This is a genomic window from Aureimonas sp. SA4125 (genome assembly GCF_019973775.1).
Classification (GTDB): Bacteria; Pseudomonadota; Alphaproteobacteria; order Rhizobiales; family Rhizobiaceae; genus Plantimonas.
The window spans coordinates 569,691-585,853 of sequence record NZ_AP025032.1; the positions used below are offsets into that span (position 1 = coordinate 569,691).

The following is a 16,163-nucleotide window of genomic DNA, read 5'->3' on the forward strand; positions in this document are numbered from 1 at the left end:
GAGATCCCCTGATGACCGACGACATGATGAGCCTGCGCAGCCTTCTGGAGAAGACCCCGGACGCCGATCTGTTGCGCGAGATGATCGGCTTTGCCGCCGAGCGGCTGATGGAACTGGAGGTCGGCAATGCGACCGGCGCCGGCTATGGCGAGAAGAGCGCCGAGCGCCTCGCCCAGCGCAACGGCTATCGCGACAGGGACTGGCATACCCGTGCCGGCACCGTCGAGCTGCGCATTCCCAGGCTGCGCAAGGGCAGCTACTTTCCCGGCTTCCTCGAGCCGCGGCGCATGGCCGAGAAGGCCCTGACGGCCGTGATCCAGGAAGCCTATGTCCAGGGCATCTCGACCCGTTCGGTCGACGACCTGGTCAAGGCGATGGGCATGGACGGCATCTCCAAGAGCCAGGTGTCGAGGCTTTGCGAAGAGATCGACGGCAAGGTGAAGGTCTTCCTCGAACGGCCGATCGAGGGCGACTGGCCCTATCTCTGGATCGACGCGACCTACCTGAAGGTCCGCCGCGGCGGGCGCATCGTCTCGGTCGCCGTGATCATCGCCGTCGGCGTCAACGCCGATGGCCGGCGCGAGGTGCTCGGCATGGAGGTCGGCACCTCGGAAGCCGAGCCGATCTGGACCGAATTCCTGCGCAAGCTGACCCGGCGCGGCCTGCGCGGCGTGAAGCTCGTCGTGTCCGATGCGCACGAGGGCATCAAGGCGGCCGTCACCAAGGTCCTGACGGCGACATGGCAGCGATGCCGGGTGCACTTCATGCGCAACGTGCTGGCCCATGCCGGCAAGAGCGGACGCCGGGTGGTGTCGGCCTTCATCGCCACCGCCTTCGCCCAGGAGACGCCCGAGGCCGCAAGCCTGCAATGGCGCTCCGTCGCCGACCAGATCCGGCCGAAGGTGCCCAAGCTCGCCGCCATCCTCGACGGCGCCGAAGAGGATGTCTTGGCCTACATGACCTTCCCCAGGGAGCATCGCGCCAAGCTGCACAGCATCAACCCCATCGAGCGGCTGAACGGGGAGATCAAGCGGCGCACCGACGTCGTCGGCATCTTTCCGAACGACGAGGCCATCCTGCGTCTCGTCGGCGCTCTGCTGCTCGAGCAGAATGACGAGTGGGCCGTGCAGCGGGCGAGGTACATGACGCTGGAATCCGTTGCACCCTTGAGCGATGATCCTCTCGTCAGCCTGCCAGCAATGACGCGCTGATCAACCCGGCCTGGCCGGAACCGACGTGTGACGCCGTCAGCTACACCACGCTAGGGGACACGATCATCGCCGCCGCAGTCATCTTCTGGCTTTGATCAATGAGTCCTGAGCCTAGCACTACTTTGGCAGGTTGGAGGAACCGAGTGGCATCATCGTTGATTCGGATGTCATGATGGGCTGACCGGAATGACGCGCGATGACGGTGGACGATGGCTGGCGAAGCGATTTGGAGCGGTGGCTCGAACCGTTTTTGGCGGGGCTGTCGCATCCCTCTCGGCGCAGGATGTGTCCGCAATACATCGCTGGCTTGATCGGCCCCGGTGACCGCAAGAGCGTGCAGCCGATGGCTGCTCGTGCGGGTGAAGCCGGCTATGACCAGCTTCACCATTTCGTTGCGGCAGGGATATGGGACAGCGCACCGCTCGAGTCGGCGCTGCTGAACGAGGCCGACCGGCTGGTGGGTGGTGCCTGTGCCTTCCTCGTCATTGACGACACGGCGATGCCGAAGAAGGGCTATCATTCGGTCGGCGTCGCGCCCCAATATGCCTCGTCACTGGGTAAGAATGCGAACTGTCAGACGTTGGTGTCGGTGACGCTGGCGTCGCGTGAAGTGCCGGTGATGGTTGGCCTGCGCCTATTCCTGCCTGAGAGCTGGACCGGCGATCCGGAGCGCATGACGCGGGCGAAGGTGCCCGTCGAGAGGCAGGTCGTCCTGACCAAGCCGGAGATCGCTATCGAGGAAATCGACAGGGTAAGGGCCGCCGGTGTGCGCTTCGGCTGCGTGTTGGCTGATGCCGGCTACGGCATGAGCGCGCCGTTCCGCCAGGCGCTGAGCGAGCGCGGCCTATCCTGGGCGGTCGGCATACCCGGCCGTCAGAAGGTGTATCCAGCTGACGTCGCGATGATCTTCCCAATCTCGGGACATGGCCGGCCTCGGCAGCACCACATCCCCGATGCGAAGTCCGTCGCCGCCGAGAAGCTGCTGGCCGGGCAGCAATGGAAAAGGGTCAGTTGGCGGCGCGGCACGAAAGGGCGGCTGGCGGCGCGTTTCGCAGCTTTGCGAGTGCGCGTGGCCGACGGTCCGACCCAGCGGATCCGCGACATGGGCAACCAGCATCTGCCGGGCGAAGAAGTTTGGCTGGTCGGTGAGCATCGCTCGACCGGCGAACGCAAATACTACCTCTCGAACTTGCCAGCCGACGCGACGATCAAAACGCTTGCGGGAGCTATCAAGGCGCGGTGGATCTGTGAGCAGGCACATCAGCAGCTCAAAGAGGAGCTCGGCCTCGACCACTTTGTTGATTTCCACCCGGAACTGACCCGGGACAGCGCCTGATTTCCACTGAGATTTGACCCATGTGACCTTTCCCCGAGCGCGGCGAGCGAGGGGACAATGGAGTGATCTACATGGGACTTTTGAACGTCATCCGCCGCTTGGCTTTGCGAGAGAAGCTACCGATCCGAGAGATAGCCAGGCGGACCGGGCTCTCGCGGAACACCATCAAGAAGTATCTGAAGGCCGGCACGATCGAGCCGAAGTTCTCGGTGCCGGAGCGGCCGAGCAAGCTCGACCCGTTCTCCGACAAGCTTGCAGCCTGGCTGAAGGCCGAAGCATCAAAGTCACGTAAGCAGCGCCGGCCTTTGACGCACTTGCATGCAGATCTCGTCGCTCTCGGGTTCACCGGTTCCTACAACCGTGTGGCCGCGTTCGCCCGCGAATGGCTTGCGGAGCGGCAGCGCGAGCAGCAAACGACAGGGCGCGGCATCTTCGTTCCCCTGTCTTTCCGCCCCGGCGAAGCCTTCCAGTTCGACTGGAGCGAGGACCATGCGGTGATCGGCGGCGACCGCACCAGGCTTCAGGTCGCGCATATCAAGCTGGCGCACAGCCGAGTGTTCCTCGTCCGTGCCTATCTGCTCCAGACCCACGAGATGCTGTTTGACGCTCATTGGCACGCCTTCCGCGTCTTCGGCGGCGTGCCTGAGCGCGGCATCTACGACAACATGAGAACGGCGGTAGACCGCGTCGGACGCGGCAAGGAACGCCAGATCAACCTGCGTTTCCTCGCCATGACAAACCACTATGTCTTCAAGCCGGAGTTCTGCAATCCGGCCTCTGGTTGGGAGAAAGGGCAAGTCGAGAAGAACGTGCAGGATGCGCGGCCGCGTCTGTGGCAGCCGATGCCGAACTTTCCCGATCTCGCCACGCTGAATGCCTGGCTCGAGCAGCGTTGTCTGGAGCTCTGGCGGGAGATCCCACATGGCCGTCTTGCCGGGACCGTCGCCGATGTCTGGGCCGAAGAGCAGCCCACCTTGATGTCGCTACCGCCTGCCTTCGACGGGTTCGTCGAGCAGAGCAAGCGCGTCTCGCCTACTTGCCTGATCAGCTTCGAACGCAACCGCTACAGCGTGCCGGCTTCTTTTGCGAACAGGCCCGTCAGCCTCCGTGTCTACCCGGATCGTCTGGTCATTGCGGCCGAGGGGCAAATCTTGTGCGAGCATGAACGGCGGATCGAGCGATCGCATCATCTGCCGCCGCGAACGATCTACGACTGGCATCATTATCTGGCGGTGATCCAGCGCAAGCCCGGCGCGCTGCGCAACGGTGCTCCTTTCGCTGAACTGCCGTCAGGCTTCCGGCGATTGCAGGATCAGATGTTGCGACGGCCCGGTGGCGATCGCGAGATGGTCGATATCCTTGCCCTGGTCCTGCACCATGATGAGCAGGCGGTGCTGGCCGCAGTGGAGCTGGCACTGTCAGAGGGGGTCGCCACCAAGACCCACGTGCTCAACATCCTGCACCGTCTGATCGACGGAAAGACGATCGACGGCCCGGCCATCGACACGCCGCAAACGCTGCTGCTGCGCCGTGGACTTGCCCCGGAAAAGTGGAGAGTTCTCAATGAGGCATGAGGAACTCCATGGCGAAGACACAGCGACGATTTACGAAGGAATTCGAGGAGGAAGCCGTCCGTCTGGTTGAGACGAGCGGCCGGACGCAGCGCGAGATCGCGGAGGACCTTGGCGTTGGGCTATCGACACTGCGGCGCTGGATCGACAAGCGGCGCGACGCCTTGATAGAAAGCCCGCCTCCCGACCGCGTCGAGGACATGGCTGCGGAGATGAAGCGGCTGCGGCGGGAGAATGAGATCCTTCGTCAGGAGCGTGGCATCCTGAAGAAGGCGATGGCTTTTTTCGCCCGGGAGGGAAGTCGGTGAGGTTCGAACTCATCGATGCGGCGAAAGAAGAATTCCCCGTCCAGCGTCTCTGCAAGGTCCTCGGCGTCAGCTCGAGCGGCTATTTTGCATGGAAGGATCGACCGGCCTGCCGCCGGCAGCAGCGCGACATGGTGCTTCTGGCGCATGTCCGCTCGGCGTTTCGGTTGTCGAACGGCACCTATGGGAGTCCTCGCATGCGGCATGAACTCCAGGCCGAGGGGATCGCTATCGGGCGCCGTCGGACAGCGCGCCTGATGCGCGAGAACGGCCTCAAGGCCCGGCAGAAGCGGCGGTTCAAGCGAACGACGGACAGCCTGCACGCCTTCCCGATCGCGCCGAACCTCCTTGATCAGGACTTCGCGACCGAACGCCGGGACGAGAAGTGGGGAGCCGACATCTCCTATGTTTGGACGCGAGAGGGCTGGCTGTATCTCGCCGTCGTCATCGACCTGTTCGCCCGGCGCGTCGTCGGCTGGGCCGTCAGCGATCGTCTACACAAGGAGTTGGCTCTCGAGGCGCTCCGCAAGGCCCTCGTCCTGCGCCGCCCGAAAACCGGCCTGATCCATCATTCTGACCGCGGCAGCCAATATTGCTCGATCGACTATCAGGCCGAGCTACGCAGGTACGACGTGCTGATCTCGATGTCCGGCAAGGGCAACTGCTATGATAATGCGATGGTCGAGACCTTCTTCAAGACGTTGAAATCCGAGCTGGTCTGGCGCACCGTCTTCCAGACCAGGACCGAGGCGAAGGCGGCCATCGGCCGCTACATCGACAGCTTCTACAACCCCGTCCGGCGCCATTCCGCGCTCGACTTCATCAGCCCCGTCCAGTTCGAACGACTGGCCGCCGCGTAATCAAAACGCTCTCCACTAAAAGGGGGCAAGTCCACCGAGAGCCCAAGGCCAATGTCGAGCGCTACGACGATTTGCGCGCCCGCAGGAGTGGAGGCCGCCATGCGTCATGATCCCGCCAGCGGCGCCGTCGTCATCATGCTGCGCAGCCTCAAGATGTATGGCATGGCCCAGGCCGTCACCGACCTGATTGAGCAAGGCGCGCCTGCCTTCGAAGCCGCCGTGCCGATCCTGACGCAGCTCCTCAAGGCCGAGATGGCGGAACGCGAGGTGCGCTCGATCGCCTATCACATGAAGGCAGCACGCTTCCCGGCCTACAAGGATCTGGCGGGCTTCGACTTCTCAGCCAGCGAGATCAACGAGGCCACGGTGCGCCAGCTCCATCGCTGCGAGTTCATCGAAGGAATGGAGAATGTCGTGCTGATCGGCGGGCCGGGCACGGGCAAAACCCATGTCGCGACCGCCCTTGGCGTTCAGGCCGTCGAGCATTATCGCCGGAAAGTTCGGTTCTTCTCGACCATCGAACTCGTCAACATGCTCGAACAGGAGAAAGCCAAGGGCAAAGCCGGCCAACTGGCCGAGACCCTCGTCCGTCTCGATCTCGTGATCCTGGACGAGCTTGGATACCTGCCATTCAGTGCCTCAGGCGGTGCGCTGCTCTTCCACCTGCTGAGCAAGCTCTACGAGCGCACCAGCGTCGTCATCACGACCAATCTGAGCTTCAGCGAATGGGCCACCGTCTTCGGCGATGCCAAGATGACCACCGCGCTGCTCGATCGCCTCACACATCGTTGCCACATCCTGGAGACTGGAAATGACAGCTTCCGCTTCAGAGCCAGCACCGACGCCGCCACCCGCAAGAGGAAGGAAAGCGCACATGCCTTGACCCACACATGACCCACTCAGCATAACTCAGAGCCGGGTCAATTCTCGATGGAAAACCCGGGTCAGTTCCGGGTGGAAATCAACACTTCCTCGCCTATATCGCGCTGCATGCCGGCATCGGCGCGATCCTGTCGGCACTCCACGCCTGGCGCTGCCTCGCCGGCTACGTCTCCGCCCGTCGAGCGGCCGACCTCCGCATCGGAATCCTGTGGCAGGACTACACCGCCGTCACGGCCCTTGGCGCTCTCGCCTTCCTCTCCGCCTTGCCGTGGCTCGTCCCCTTTCGGGAGCTCGCGCGCCCATGACCGCGAACCGCTCGGTGGCCTATCTTCTCCTCCTCGTCGCAGGTCTCCTGATCTGGAGTTCCGCCTTCATCTGGCTCTACGGCGCGTTGTCGGTAGGCTGCGCCTTCGGGTGGGAGCGGGTCGCCGTCGGTCCCGTCAGCCTGCAGCGTGCGGTGTTGCTCGGTCTGTGGATGACGCATCTCGCCGTCATCGCCGCTCTGCTTGCCTTTACCCATGGTCGGTTGAAGCAGCATCCCGGACTGGCGTCCCTTGATGGGTTCTTTGCCGGAGCAACCTTCTGGGCAAGCGTCGTCGCTTTGGGCGTCACCTTCGTGAACTACGCGCCCATCCTCGCCCTTTCGACCTGTCTCTAAGGCGGGATGGCTTTTCTTCGAATCGCCGTCCCGCTTTGGTTCTTTGTTTCCGCATGATCTCTTTCCGAAAGCCGGAAGCCACCTTTCGGGATCATGCGCTCCAGCGCGCGGTGGTCTTCGGAGAGAGCGCCGAGAGGAAATCGCGGGCCGTCTGGGCAGAGCGAAGAGCGCCCCTCACAGTCCAATCCCCATGATCGACAGCAAGAGGGAAGGTGCCGCAAGGCGAGGGGCGGCCACGCCACGCGCGCGATCGGAAGCCCCGCACCCGTCAGCGGATATAGGGGCGCCACCGCCAGACCGAGGCTCTGTGGCGCCGTCAGGGCAAGTCGGGACCTGTCATGCGGAAGCGATCGGCAACACCGAGATGTGGGAGGATCGCAGCAGGCCGGCGTCAGCACCACATGACTCGGCGCCCGCATTCCTCGCTCGGCTACCGCCCGGCGGCACCCAACACTGTGCCGTGTCCGGCTGCGCCATCCCAACGCGCTGCGCCGGCCACCTCGAACGCCGCCACCAGGACAAGCATGCATTCGGCTCGAACCGGACCACCTGTTGGGCGCGCTCCCATCGACCTGACGCACAGGGGCGCATTTCGCACTATCAGCAGATGCGTTGCCGAGCGCGTCATCTCGTCGAACCCGGATCTCATGCCACCTGCCCATGCTCGGCGAGGAAGTCGAGCAGCGCCCGGGCACGTGCCGGCAGGCTGGCGGACTGGCCGATGAAGACGGCGTGGAAGGCCTCCTCGTCGCCGGGATTGGCGTCTTCGAGCAGCGGCACCAGCCGCCCTTCGGCGAGGTCGTCGCGGATGGTGAAGGCGGCGAGGCGCGCCGGGCCGACGCCGGCGAGCGCCAGGCGCCGGATGCCTTCGCCGTCGCTCATCCGAACGCGACCCACCGTCGGGAGCACGATGTCCTCGCCGTCGGTTGTCCGCAGCGGCCAACCCTTCACGGCACGGGCATAGCCGAAGCCGAGGCGGTCCTGCCGGTCGAGATCCTCGATCGTGCGGGGCAGGCCATGCCGCGCGATCCAGGTCGGCGCGGCGACGATCGTCATGCGCGTGCTTCCAAGTTTTCGCGCCATCAGGGCCGAGTTCGGCATCGGGCCGGCGCGGATGGCGATGTCGGTCCGGTCGCTGAGGAGATCCACGACGCGGTCGGTCTGGACGATGTCGAGTTCGATCTCGGGATGGAGCTCGAGGAAGCGCGGCAGGAGGGGCGCCAGGATGTGGCTGATATAGGAAGTGCTGGAATTGAGGCGCACGCGGCCCGCCGGGCGCTCGCCGGCGCCGGCCGAGCGCTCGGCATCGCCGAGATCGGCGAGGATCGCGACGGAGCGCTCGTAGAAGGCCTGGCCCTCCGGCGTGAGCTGGAAGCGCCGCGTCGTGCGGTGGACGAGCCGCGTGCCGAGCCGTGCCTCCAGACGGGCCACGAGCTTCGACACCGCCGAGGCCGAGACGTTCGAGGCGCGGGCGGCTGCGGAAAAGCCGCCGCGCTCCACCACGCGGGCAAAGACCTCCATCTCGGCAAAACGGTTGACGTCGGTACGCGGCATTGGTGACGTGAACTCCAAAGTGATGTTCCCACAGGCAGTCTACTTCATCGCGCCGCGATCCGTCATCTCAGGAGCCTGTTCCCACCGGAAGGCTCTTTCCATGCCCCTTGCTCTCTACGCCCTCACCGCCGGCGCCTTCGGCATCGGCGTCACCGAATTCGTCATCATGGGCCTGCTGCTCGATGTCGGCGCCGATCTCGGCGTCTCGACGAGCGCAGCCGGCTTCCTCATTTCCGGCTATGCCATCGGCGTCGTGATCGGCGCGCCGCTCCTCACCGTGCTGACGTCGCGCTGGCCGCGGAAGACCGTGCTGCTGGCGCTGATGGGCATCTTCATCGCCGGCAATCTCGCCTGCGCGCTCGCCCCGACCTATGGCTTGCTGATGGCGGCCCGCGTGCTGACCGCCTTTGCCCACGGCACCTTCTTCGGCGTCGGCGCGGTGGTCGCGACGCGCCTCGTGCCCGCGGACAAAAAGGCGTCCGCCATCGCGCTGATGTTCACCGGCCTCACCGTCGCCAACATCCTCGGCGTGCCGCTCGGCACCTGGCTCGGCCAGAGTGCCGGCTGGCGCTCGACCTTCTGGGCGGTGACTGTCGTCGGCGTCGCGGCGCTCGCCGTCGTCGCCTGGGCCGTGCCGCGGGACGGCAAGCCCGAGCAGGCCGACGACTGGCGCGCCGACCTCAGGGCGCTCGGCCGCCGCCCGGTGCTGCTCGGCCTCCTCACCACCGTGCTCGGCTATGCCGGTGTCTTTGCCGTCTTCACCTACATCGCGCCGCTGTTGACCCAAATCACCGGCCTCAGTGAGGCGGCGATCTCGCCGATCCTGCTTCTGTTCGGCGGTGGGCTCGTCGTCGGCAATCTCCTCGGCGGCAGGCTCGCCGACCGGGCGCTGGTGCCGGCGATGATCGGCAGCCTCGTCGCGCTCACCCTGGTGCTCATCGTCATGGGTCCGGCGCTGCACGGCACCTGGACGGCGCTCGTGGCCGTGGCGCTTCTCGGCGCCGCCGCCTTCTCCACCGTGCCGCCGCTCCAGGTGTGGGTGCTGTCCAAGGCCGAGGGCGCCGGCGAGAGCCTTGCCTCCTCCTTCAACATCGCCGCCTTCAACCTCGGCAATGCGCTGGGGGCGCTCGCCGGCGGTCTCGTGATCGACCGCGGGCCGGGCTTGGCTTTCGTGACCTGGACCGCCGCGCTGTTCCCGCTCGCCGCGCTGGCGGTGGCGATCCTCGCCGTGCGGCTCGACCGCCAGAGGCCCGCCGACAGTGCGGCTGCACTCGATCGCCGCTCTGGTGCCGCCGTTGCTTGCGCCGCTAACTTGGAGGCCGCCCGATGACGACGCCTCCCACCCCGAGCGCCGCTGCCGCCGGCCTTGCCGCCGCCATCCTCCTCGCCAGCCCCCTGCCGTCGTCGGCCGGCGACTGGGTCCCCGCCTGGATGGCGAGCCCGCAGCCGGTCTGGAGCAGCGACTTTCTGTTCCCGACCGACGTGCCGGCGACGCTGAAGAACCGCACCCTCCGGCAGGTCGCCCGGATCGGCATCGGCGGCAGCGCCGTCCGCATCCGCCTGTCCAACGATGATGGGCGCAGCGCCGTGCGGATCGCTGCGGCGCATCTCGCCCGGTCGACGGGCGGGATGGCGATCGAGGCCGCCAGCGACCGTGCGCTGACCTTCGACGGAGCGAGAGAGGGGACGATCCTGCCGGGCGCGTCGCTCCTCAGCGATCCCGTCGACATGGCGGTTTCGGCCGGCGAAGACCTGGCGGTCAGCCTGTACTTCGCCGAGGAGACGTCGATCGAGACGTTCCACTGGGACGGCAGGGCCGAGTCCCGGCTGGTCGACGGCCCTCATGTCTCCGACGCCGAGCTTCCGCCGGGCGAGACGGTGACGCAGCGCCTTTTCCTGTCGGACATCCTCGTCGATACGCCGGAGGCAAAGGGCACGGTCGTCGTCCTCGGCGATTCGATCACCGACGGCGCCGGCGCGACGCTCGGCGCCGACACCCGCTGGCCGGACTTTCTCGCCACCCGCGCCGCCCCCCGCGGCATCGCCGTCGTCAATGCCGGCATTTCCGGTGCGCGCCTCCTCTCCGACCGCATGGGCACCAACGCGCTCGCCCGCCTCGACCGCGACGTCCTCGCCCAGCCCAAAATCGGCGCGTTGATCCTGATGCTCGGGATCAACGACATCGCCTGGCCCGGCACGCCCTTCGCGCCGGACGAGCCGCCGATGACGTTCGAGCGCCTCACCGCCGGCTACCGCCAGATCACCGCCCGGGCCCGCGCCAATGGCATCAGGATCGTCGGCGCGACGCTGACGCCGTTTGCCGGCGCCCTTCCCGGAACGCCGCTGGAGGCCACCTATCACAGCGCGGCGAAGGATTTTCTTCGCCAACGCATCAACGACTGGATCCGCACGAGCCGAACCTTCGACGCCGTCATCGACGTCGATCGTCTGCTCGTCGACCCGGCCGACCCGATGCGGCTTCGGCCGGCCTATGACAGCGGCGACCGCCTGCATCCCGGCGACGCCGGCAACAAGGCGATGGCGGACGCCGTCGACCTCGACACGATTTTTGGAGACTTGCCATGAAGATCGACCTCTCGGCCAAGACCGCCCTCGTCACCGGCTCCACCGCCGGCATCGGCTACGCCATCGCGCTCGGCCTCGCCAGAGCCGGCGCCGCCGTCTCCCTCAACGGCCGCGACCTGGGTCGCACGGAGGCCGCCGTCGCGAAGCTGAAGGGCGAGGCGCCCGGCGCGGACGTCCGCGGCGTCGCCGGCGACGTCGGCACGGCCGAGGGCTGCGAGGCCATCGTCGCTGCGCTGCCGGCGGTGGACATCCTCGTCAACAATGCCGGCATCTTCAACCCGCAGGATTTCTTCGACGTCCCCGATGCCGAGTGGGAGCGCTTCTTCGCGGTCAACGTCATGTCGGGCGTCCGGCTGTCGCGCGCCTATCTCAAGGGCATGCAGGCCAAGGGCTGGGGGAGGGTGCTGTTCCTGTCGTCAGAGTCCGGGCTCAACATTCCCGTCGAGATGATCCACTACGGTATGACCAAGACCGCCGACCTCGCGCTGTCCCGCGGCCTTGCCAAGCGCATGGCCGGCACGGGCGTCACGGTGAACGCCATCCTGCCGGGACCGACGCTGTCGGAGGGCGTCGCCGGGATGCTGGCGGGCGAGGTCGAGAAATCAGGCAAGCCGCTGGAGGAGGTCGCCGCCGACTTCGTCAAGGCGCACCGCTCGACCTCGATCATCCAGCGTGCCGCGACGGTCGAGGAGGTTGCCAACCTCTGCGTCTACGTCGCCTCACCCCAGGCATCGGCGACGACCGGCGCGGCGCTCAGGGTCGACGGCGGCGTGGTCGACACCATCGCCTGACCCGGATGCGACGGGCCGATCAGGCGGGGCGCACGCGCCGTCCCGCCTGCGATCTCGCGGCCGATTTCGGCAAAGGACGAAGCGACCGTGGCAAAAAGCCCGTCCGAGACGGCCCCGAGCCCAACGACGGGTCTGGCATCGACCGTTCGCGGCGGCGTCTCCGTGGGATTGGCCCTCAGGGCAGCCTCGATCCGCCGCCGCCAGGACGATCCGGCGGCGACAGGGCCAAAAGCGCGCGGACATCCTCGGGCATAGTGCCGGGAGCGTCTCGCTTTGGCATGCCGGCGACGAAGGGGGCGAGCTGGGCTGACGCAATGGTGGCAACTCGCCGCAGCTCGGCGACCGGTGCCGCATGGTCATCGACCCTCAGATCGACACGCCGGTAGTCTTCCGCGCCTTGCACGACGATGCCGGCCGACTGGCGTCCCCGCTTGTCGCCGCCGGCCGCCTGAGCCGCTTCGAGGGCAAGGAGCAGCCGCTCCTCGAGTGGCGCGTCGAGGCTTTTCGTGAAGGCGCCTGCCATCGCCGCAAGAACCGCCTCGCCCGTCAGCATGTTGCCTTGAACGGCGTAGTTCTCGCCGAGGATCTGCCCGTGCCACGGCGTGCAGGCCGTGCCGGTGGCGGCTGCGGACCGCCCATGCGCGTCGACCACCCCGACCTGCCGCAGATGCGCCTCGGGGTCGTCCGCGAGCGCATCCGCCAGGGCCTGCTCGGCGTCAGCCCCGGATTTCAGTGCGGCGAGGACGGCGACGGCAATAGCCGGATTGACCCAGGATTGGGTGGAGACAGCGCCAACGCCCGGCGCGACATAAGGGCAGATTGCCCCCACGGCAGGAACGGCGGAGGCCACCCCGACGCCGAGGTCGCCGCTGCGCGCGCAGCGTGCCACGATCGAAAACGTATTGACTTCGACAGACATCGGCACGTCCCGCTTCATATCTGGAGATGCTGGATGAGGTCGGCAGCGGAGCCTTCGTCGGTCCGTCCGCTCGCCACGATCGCACCGATCTTGAGGATCGCGTAGCGGTCGGCGACGCGCAGGGCGAAGGGCAGGTTCTGTTCGACAATCAGTATCGACATTGCGTGGCGCTCCTTGGTGCGCTTCAGCACCTCGGCCATCTTCGAAACCATGGTCGGCTGTAGCCCCTCGGAGATTTCGTCGATCAGCATGATCTTCGGCCGCGCGACGAGGGCGCGCGACAGGAGCAGCATCTTCTGTTCGCCGCCGCTCAACGTTCCCGCGCGCTGCTGGAACCGCTTGGTGATGACGGGAAACGCCTCCTCGATTTCGGAGACGCGCTCGTCCAGCATGCGGTCGACAGGCACTCCGAGGCGAAGATTGTCCGCGACTGTCAGATCCTGAAAGATCGTGAATTCCTGCGGGGTGTGCGAGATCGAGGCGCGTGCGTTGAGATGCGGGGCGCGATTGGTGATGTCTGCGCCTTCGTAGATCACCTTCCCCGCGCGCGCGCGCACGAAGCCCATGATGGTCCGCAGCAAGGTCGACTTGCCCATGCCGTTCTTGCCCAGCACCGCGACGATCTCCCCGGCATCGATCCGGATCGAAACGTCGCGCACCACCATTGCCGCGCCGTAGCCGCTGGTCAGGGCCTCAACGGCAAGTCGCGGCGTCTGGGATGGGGGCGCCGGCGATCTCGGCCCTGGTGGCATCGCGGCATGGGCGGTCACGACGCGGGCTCCAACTCATGCCCGGCATAGACGGACTTTACGAGATCTGACGAGACAACCTCTTCCACCGTGCCGTCGAGCAGCATTCGGCCCTGATGAAGAACAACGACGCGCTCACTGATGTCGCGCACGAAATCGAGATCGTGCTCGATCAGGAAGATGCAGAGGCCGAACTCGCTGGAAAGCCGGGTAAGGACTGCGCCGATCGCGGTGCGCTCGCTCTTCGTCAGCCCCGCGGTTGGCTCGTCGAGGAGAAGAACCGTCGGCTCCGTCGCCAGCACCATGGCCAATTCCAGGCCGCGTTTCATGCCGTGGGACAAATAGCGCGTCTCGGTCTCCAGAATCGCGTCGAGTCCGGTCGCCCGAAGGATGTCCAGGGCCGGGGCCGGCAGGCGAAGCTCAGAGCGCCGGGTGAAGAGACTCGCGCCGTCGACGCGGTAGCGGGCGAGCATCAGGCAATCGGCGATCGTCAACGTGTCGAACAGGCTTGTGTTCTGGAAGCTTCGCCCGACGCCGAGTGCAACAATCCGCTGCGGCGACAGGCGGCCGATGTCCACGCCGTCGATCTCGATCGTCCCTCCGCTCCGCTCCATGCCGTTGCTGATGCAGCGCATCAGGGTCGTCTTGCCGGCCCCGTTCGGTCCCACGACGCTGAGGAGCTGGTGGCGTTGCCCCACGACGTCGATTCCGTCGAGGACCTTCAGGCTGCCGTAGCGGCGCGTCAGTCCGGCGATGCGGATCGGCGGCGCGGCGGTCTGCGCGTTCGCGCTGTCGCGGGAGCGCGGCGTCGGCGCGGCGACAAGGCGAAGCGTTTCGCCAGTCCGCTCTGCCTCACCGATCTTGCGCCCCGTCAGTCTGTGCCAAGCCTTCGAAACCAGCGGCGCAAGGCCGTTCGGCAGGAAGATGATGACAGCGACAAAGGCCATTCCGACCAAGAGCTTCCACAGGAACGGCAGGCTTCCGGAAAGATAGGACGTCGTCACGTCGATGCCGAGGGTGCCAAGCACTGGGCCCAGTATCGTCGCGCGACCGCCGAGGGCGACCCAGATCAGGAGTTCGGTACCCAGAAGAAAGCCCGCGAGCTCCGGCGCGACCACGTTGGTGAAGGCGGCGTAGCCGAAGCCGGCGACGGCCGCGACGGCCGCGCAAGCCATCGTCAGAACGATCTTCACCCGCGAAACGGGAATGCCGAGATAGGCCGCACGGTCCTCGTTTTCCCGAATGGCGATCAGGATGCGCCCGAAATCGCTGCGCACGAACAGCCAGCCCAGGAATGTCACCACGACCAGGAAGACGCCGGCGATCCAGAACCAGATGTCGATGGTCCAGTAGTAGGTGGGAAAGCCGGAAAGGCCGCTGCTCGAGCCCGTATAGCGACCGCCGGAGAAGATCACCTGCACGATCACGATCGGCAGCGCCAGCGTCATGATGGAGGAATAGAGCGGCGAGGCCCCGTGATAGAAGGAGAGCCAGCCGACGAGGCCGGCCACAGCCAAGGCGGCAACGACGGCGACGACAAGCGCGACGATCGCCCAGCCCGGACCGAAGCCGTAATGGGTGAAGACGAGCGCGCAGGCATAGGCCCCGATGCCGAAGAAGGCGGACTGGCCGAAGGTGAGGATGCCGGTATAGCCCCAAAGGAGATCGACCGTCATGGCCAGCGCGGCAAGGAAAAGCGCCCGGATGAGGATGTTGGTCGCGTAGGTGTCGAGAAAGATCGGAGCGAGGGCGACGAGCAAGAGGGCTGCGCCAGAACCCATCGCGGCACGGCGCAGAGGTGTCGCAAAGGGTCCCTTTCGGATCGAGGGCGCGGGCGTCGGCTTAGCCACGGGACAGACCCCTCGGATTGATCCGCAAGATGAGCGCGGCCAGAACGACGATCGTCAGTCCGCCGATGATCGGGCTGACATAGGTGCTGACGATCACCTGAGCCCCGCCAAGCAGCAGCGAGGCGACCATCAGGCCGGGAATGGCGACGCCCGAGACCAGGACGAGCATGAAGGAATTGATGAGCCAGGGCAGGCCCATGTTGGGGTCGACCGACAAGAGCGGCGTGATGAGGGCACCGGCCGCGCAGGCAAGGCCCGCGCCAAGGCCAAACGTCACCGCCCGGACCCGCACGCTGTCTATGCCGAGACCACAGGCAAGATCCTCGTTCATAATCACGGCGCGGGCGTTGAGCCCGAAGCGCGTGAGATAGAGAAGCGCCGTGAGGGCTCCGCCGAGGACAAGCGACAAAGCCAGGAGCACGAGTCGCCACGCCGAATAGGACACGTCGAAAAATGCGACCGCTCCACTGACGGGACTGTCGGCGAACTGCACCTCGCGGCCGAAGGCGAGGGTGATGAGCTGGCCGATGACGATGCCGAGTCCCCACGTGGCCAGAATGGCATCAAGCGGGCGCGAGTAGAGCGGGCGCACGAAAAGGCGCTCGACGACGAGGCCGAGCAGAACGCCGACGACCAATGCTGCCGGCGCTGCGAACCAGGGACTGAGACCCGCATCGGTCACGAGAAAGGCGGTGTAGCCGCCGACGGTCAGGAACGCGCCATGCGCGAAGTTGATCAGCTTCATAACGCCAAGGATCAGCATTAGGCCCGCCGACACCGTGAACAGCATCGCCGCGGTCGTGACGACGTCGAGCAGGAGCGTGGTCATGGTCAGCCTTCGCGGGAAGAGGGAGGACTTCGAGGCCAGGGGAGGTCTGGATCGAACATCGA

At 66.2% G+C, this 16,163-nt stretch carries 13 protein-coding genes and 1 pseudogene; 9 read left to right on the top strand and 5 right to left on the bottom strand.

Annotated features, from left to right (window positions below; translation table 11 throughout):
* Positions 1 to 11 precede the first annotated feature (11 nt).
* The 6 genes and pseudogenes from Sa4125_RS02590 to Sa4125_RS02615 all read left to right on the top strand — a co-directional run bounded on the left by Sa4125_RS02590 (position 12) and on the right by Sa4125_RS02615 (position 6,823).
* The gene (locus Sa4125_RS02590; protein ID WP_224001988.1) at positions 12 to 1,211 is read left to right on the top strand and encodes an IS256 family transposase; all 1,200 of its coding nucleotides are present in this window, start codon (positions 12 to 14) and stop codon (positions 1,209 to 1,211) included.
* A 196-nt stretch (positions 1,212 to 1,407) separates the two neighbouring features.
* Positions 1,408 to 2,508: pseudogene (locus Sa4125_RS02595) on the top strand (IS701 family transposase); the annotation flags it as partial.
* A gap of 110 nt (positions 2,509 to 2,618) precedes the next feature.
* The gene (istA, locus tag Sa4125_RS02600) at positions 2,619 to 4,121 is read left to right on the top strand and encodes an IS21 family transposase (protein ID WP_224003370.1); all 1,503 of its coding nucleotides are present in this window, start codon (positions 2,619 to 2,621) and stop codon (positions 4,119 to 4,121) included.
* Positions 4,122 to 4,129: 8 nt separating this feature from the next.
* Positions 4,130 to 5,283, top strand: a protein-coding gene (locus tag Sa4125_RS02605; RefSeq protein WP_223999062.1) for an IS3 family transposase whose coding sequence is annotated in 2 segments (ribosomal slippage) — positions 4,130 to 4,394 and positions 4,394 to 5,283 — 1,155 coding nt in all. Because the reading frame shifts where the segments join, the coding sequence is not laid out codon by codon here.
* Positions 5,284 to 5,382: 99 nt separating this feature from the next.
* Positions 5,383 to 6,177 (top strand): IS21-like element helper ATPase IstB, encoded by a 795-nt coding sequence (gene istB, locus Sa4125_RS02610; protein ID WP_223998982.1) that lies wholly within the window; start codon positions 5,383 to 5,385, stop codon positions 6,175 to 6,177.
* A gap of 289 nt (positions 6,178 to 6,466) precedes the next feature.
* Positions 6,467 to 6,823, top strand: coding sequence for a hypothetical protein (locus Sa4125_RS02615; protein WP_224003372.1), 357 nt, complete (start codon positions 6,467 to 6,469; stop codon positions 6,821 to 6,823).
* Positions 6,824 to 7,468: 645 nt separating this feature from the next.
* On the opposite strand, the gene Sa4125_RS02620 is transcribed toward Sa4125_RS02615, so the two are convergent.
* A complete protein-coding gene (locus Sa4125_RS02620) occupies positions 7,469 to 8,377 on the bottom strand; it encodes a LysR family transcriptional regulator (protein WP_224003374.1) in 909 nt (302 codons plus the stop codon).
* Between the two features lie 100 nt (positions 8,378 to 8,477).
* Here Sa4125_RS02620 and Sa4125_RS02625 point away from each other — a divergent pair, with 100 nt between their 5' ends.
* Genes Sa4125_RS02625 through Sa4125_RS02635 form a run of 3 tightly spaced genes read left to right on the top strand, consistent with a single transcriptional unit; the run spans position 8,478 to position 11,754 of the window.
* Positions 8,478 to 9,707 carry an MFS transporter gene (locus Sa4125_RS02625; protein WP_224003376.1) on the top strand — a complete coding sequence of 410 codons (1,230 nt, stop codon included), beginning with the start codon at positions 8,478 to 8,480 and terminating at the stop codon, positions 9,705 to 9,707.
* Positions 9,704 to 10,963 (top strand): SGNH/GDSL hydrolase family protein, encoded by a 1,260-nt coding sequence (locus tag Sa4125_RS02630; RefSeq protein ID WP_224003378.1) that lies wholly within the window; start codon positions 9,704 to 9,706, stop codon positions 10,961 to 10,963. Before Sa4125_RS02625 ends, Sa4125_RS02630 begins: the two co-directional genes overlap by 4 nt.
* Complete coding sequence (locus tag Sa4125_RS02635) at positions 10,960 to 11,754, top strand: SDR family oxidoreductase (RefSeq protein ID WP_224003380.1); 795 nt, start codon at positions 10,960 to 10,962, stop codon at positions 11,752 to 11,754. Before Sa4125_RS02630 ends, Sa4125_RS02635 begins: the two co-directional genes overlap by 4 nt.
* Before the next feature lie 175 nt (positions 11,755 to 11,929).
* Here the strand turns inward: Sa4125_RS02635 and Sa4125_RS02640 are convergent, their stop codons facing one another.
* Genes Sa4125_RS02640 through Sa4125_RS02655 form a run of 4 tightly spaced genes read right to left on the bottom strand, consistent with a single transcriptional unit; the run spans position 11,930 to position 16,101 of the window.
* Positions 11,930 to 12,673, bottom strand: a complete 744-nt coding sequence (locus Sa4125_RS02640; RefSeq protein WP_224003382.1) for a DUF1028 domain-containing protein — start codon at positions 12,671 to 12,673, stop codon at positions 11,930 to 11,932.
* A gap of 14 nt (positions 12,674 to 12,687) precedes the next feature.
* A complete protein-coding gene (locus Sa4125_RS02645; RefSeq protein ID WP_224003384.1) occupies positions 12,688 to 13,443 on the bottom strand; it encodes an ABC transporter ATP-binding protein in 756 nt (251 codons plus the stop codon).
* Positions 13,440 to 15,272, bottom strand: a complete 1,833-nt coding sequence (locus Sa4125_RS02650; protein ID WP_224003386.1) for an ATP-binding cassette domain-containing protein — start codon at positions 15,270 to 15,272, stop codon at positions 13,440 to 13,442. Before Sa4125_RS02650 ends, Sa4125_RS02645 begins: the two co-directional genes overlap by 4 nt.
* Complete coding sequence (locus Sa4125_RS02655; RefSeq protein ID WP_224003388.1) at positions 15,265 to 16,101, bottom strand: branched-chain amino acid ABC transporter permease; 837 nt, start codon at positions 16,099 to 16,101, stop codon at positions 15,265 to 15,267. Before Sa4125_RS02655 ends, Sa4125_RS02650 begins: the two co-directional genes overlap by 8 nt.
* Positions 16,102 to 16,163: the final 62 nt, after the last annotated feature.

Coding starts and splice junctions, on each gene's coding strand:
- Sa4125_RS02590 (WP_224001988.1), top strand. CDS start 12: ATGACCGACGACATGATGAGCCTGCGCAGCCTTCTGGAGAAGACCCCG.
- istA (WP_224003370.1), top strand. CDS start 2,619: ATGGGACTTTTGAACGTCATCCGCCGCTTGGCTTTGCGAGAGAAGCTA.
- istB (WP_223998982.1), top strand. CDS start 5,383: ATGCGTCATGATCCCGCCAGCGGCGCCGTCGTCATCATGCTGCGCAGC.
- Sa4125_RS02615 (WP_224003372.1), top strand. CDS start 6,467: ATGACCGCGAACCGCTCGGTGGCCTATCTTCTCCTCCTCGTCGCAGGT.
- Sa4125_RS02620 (WP_224003374.1), bottom strand. CDS start 8,377: ATGCCGCGTACCGACGTCAACCGTTTTGCCGAGATGGAGGTCTTTGCC.
- Sa4125_RS02625 (WP_224003376.1), top strand. CDS start 8,478: ATGCCCCTTGCTCTCTACGCCCTCACCGCCGGCGCCTTCGGCATCGGC.
- Sa4125_RS02630 (WP_224003378.1), top strand. CDS start 9,704: ATGACGACGCCTCCCACCCCGAGCGCCGCTGCCGCCGGCCTTGCCGCC.
- Sa4125_RS02635 (WP_224003380.1), top strand. CDS start 10,960: ATGAAGATCGACCTCTCGGCCAAGACCGCCCTCGTCACCGGCTCCACC.
- Sa4125_RS02640 (WP_224003382.1), bottom strand. CDS start 12,673: ATGTCTGTCGAAGTCAATACGTTTTCGATCGTGGCACGCTGCGCGCGC.
- Sa4125_RS02655 (WP_224003388.1), bottom strand. CDS start 16,101: ATGACCACGCTCCTGCTCGACGTCGTCACGACCGCGGCGATGCTGTTC.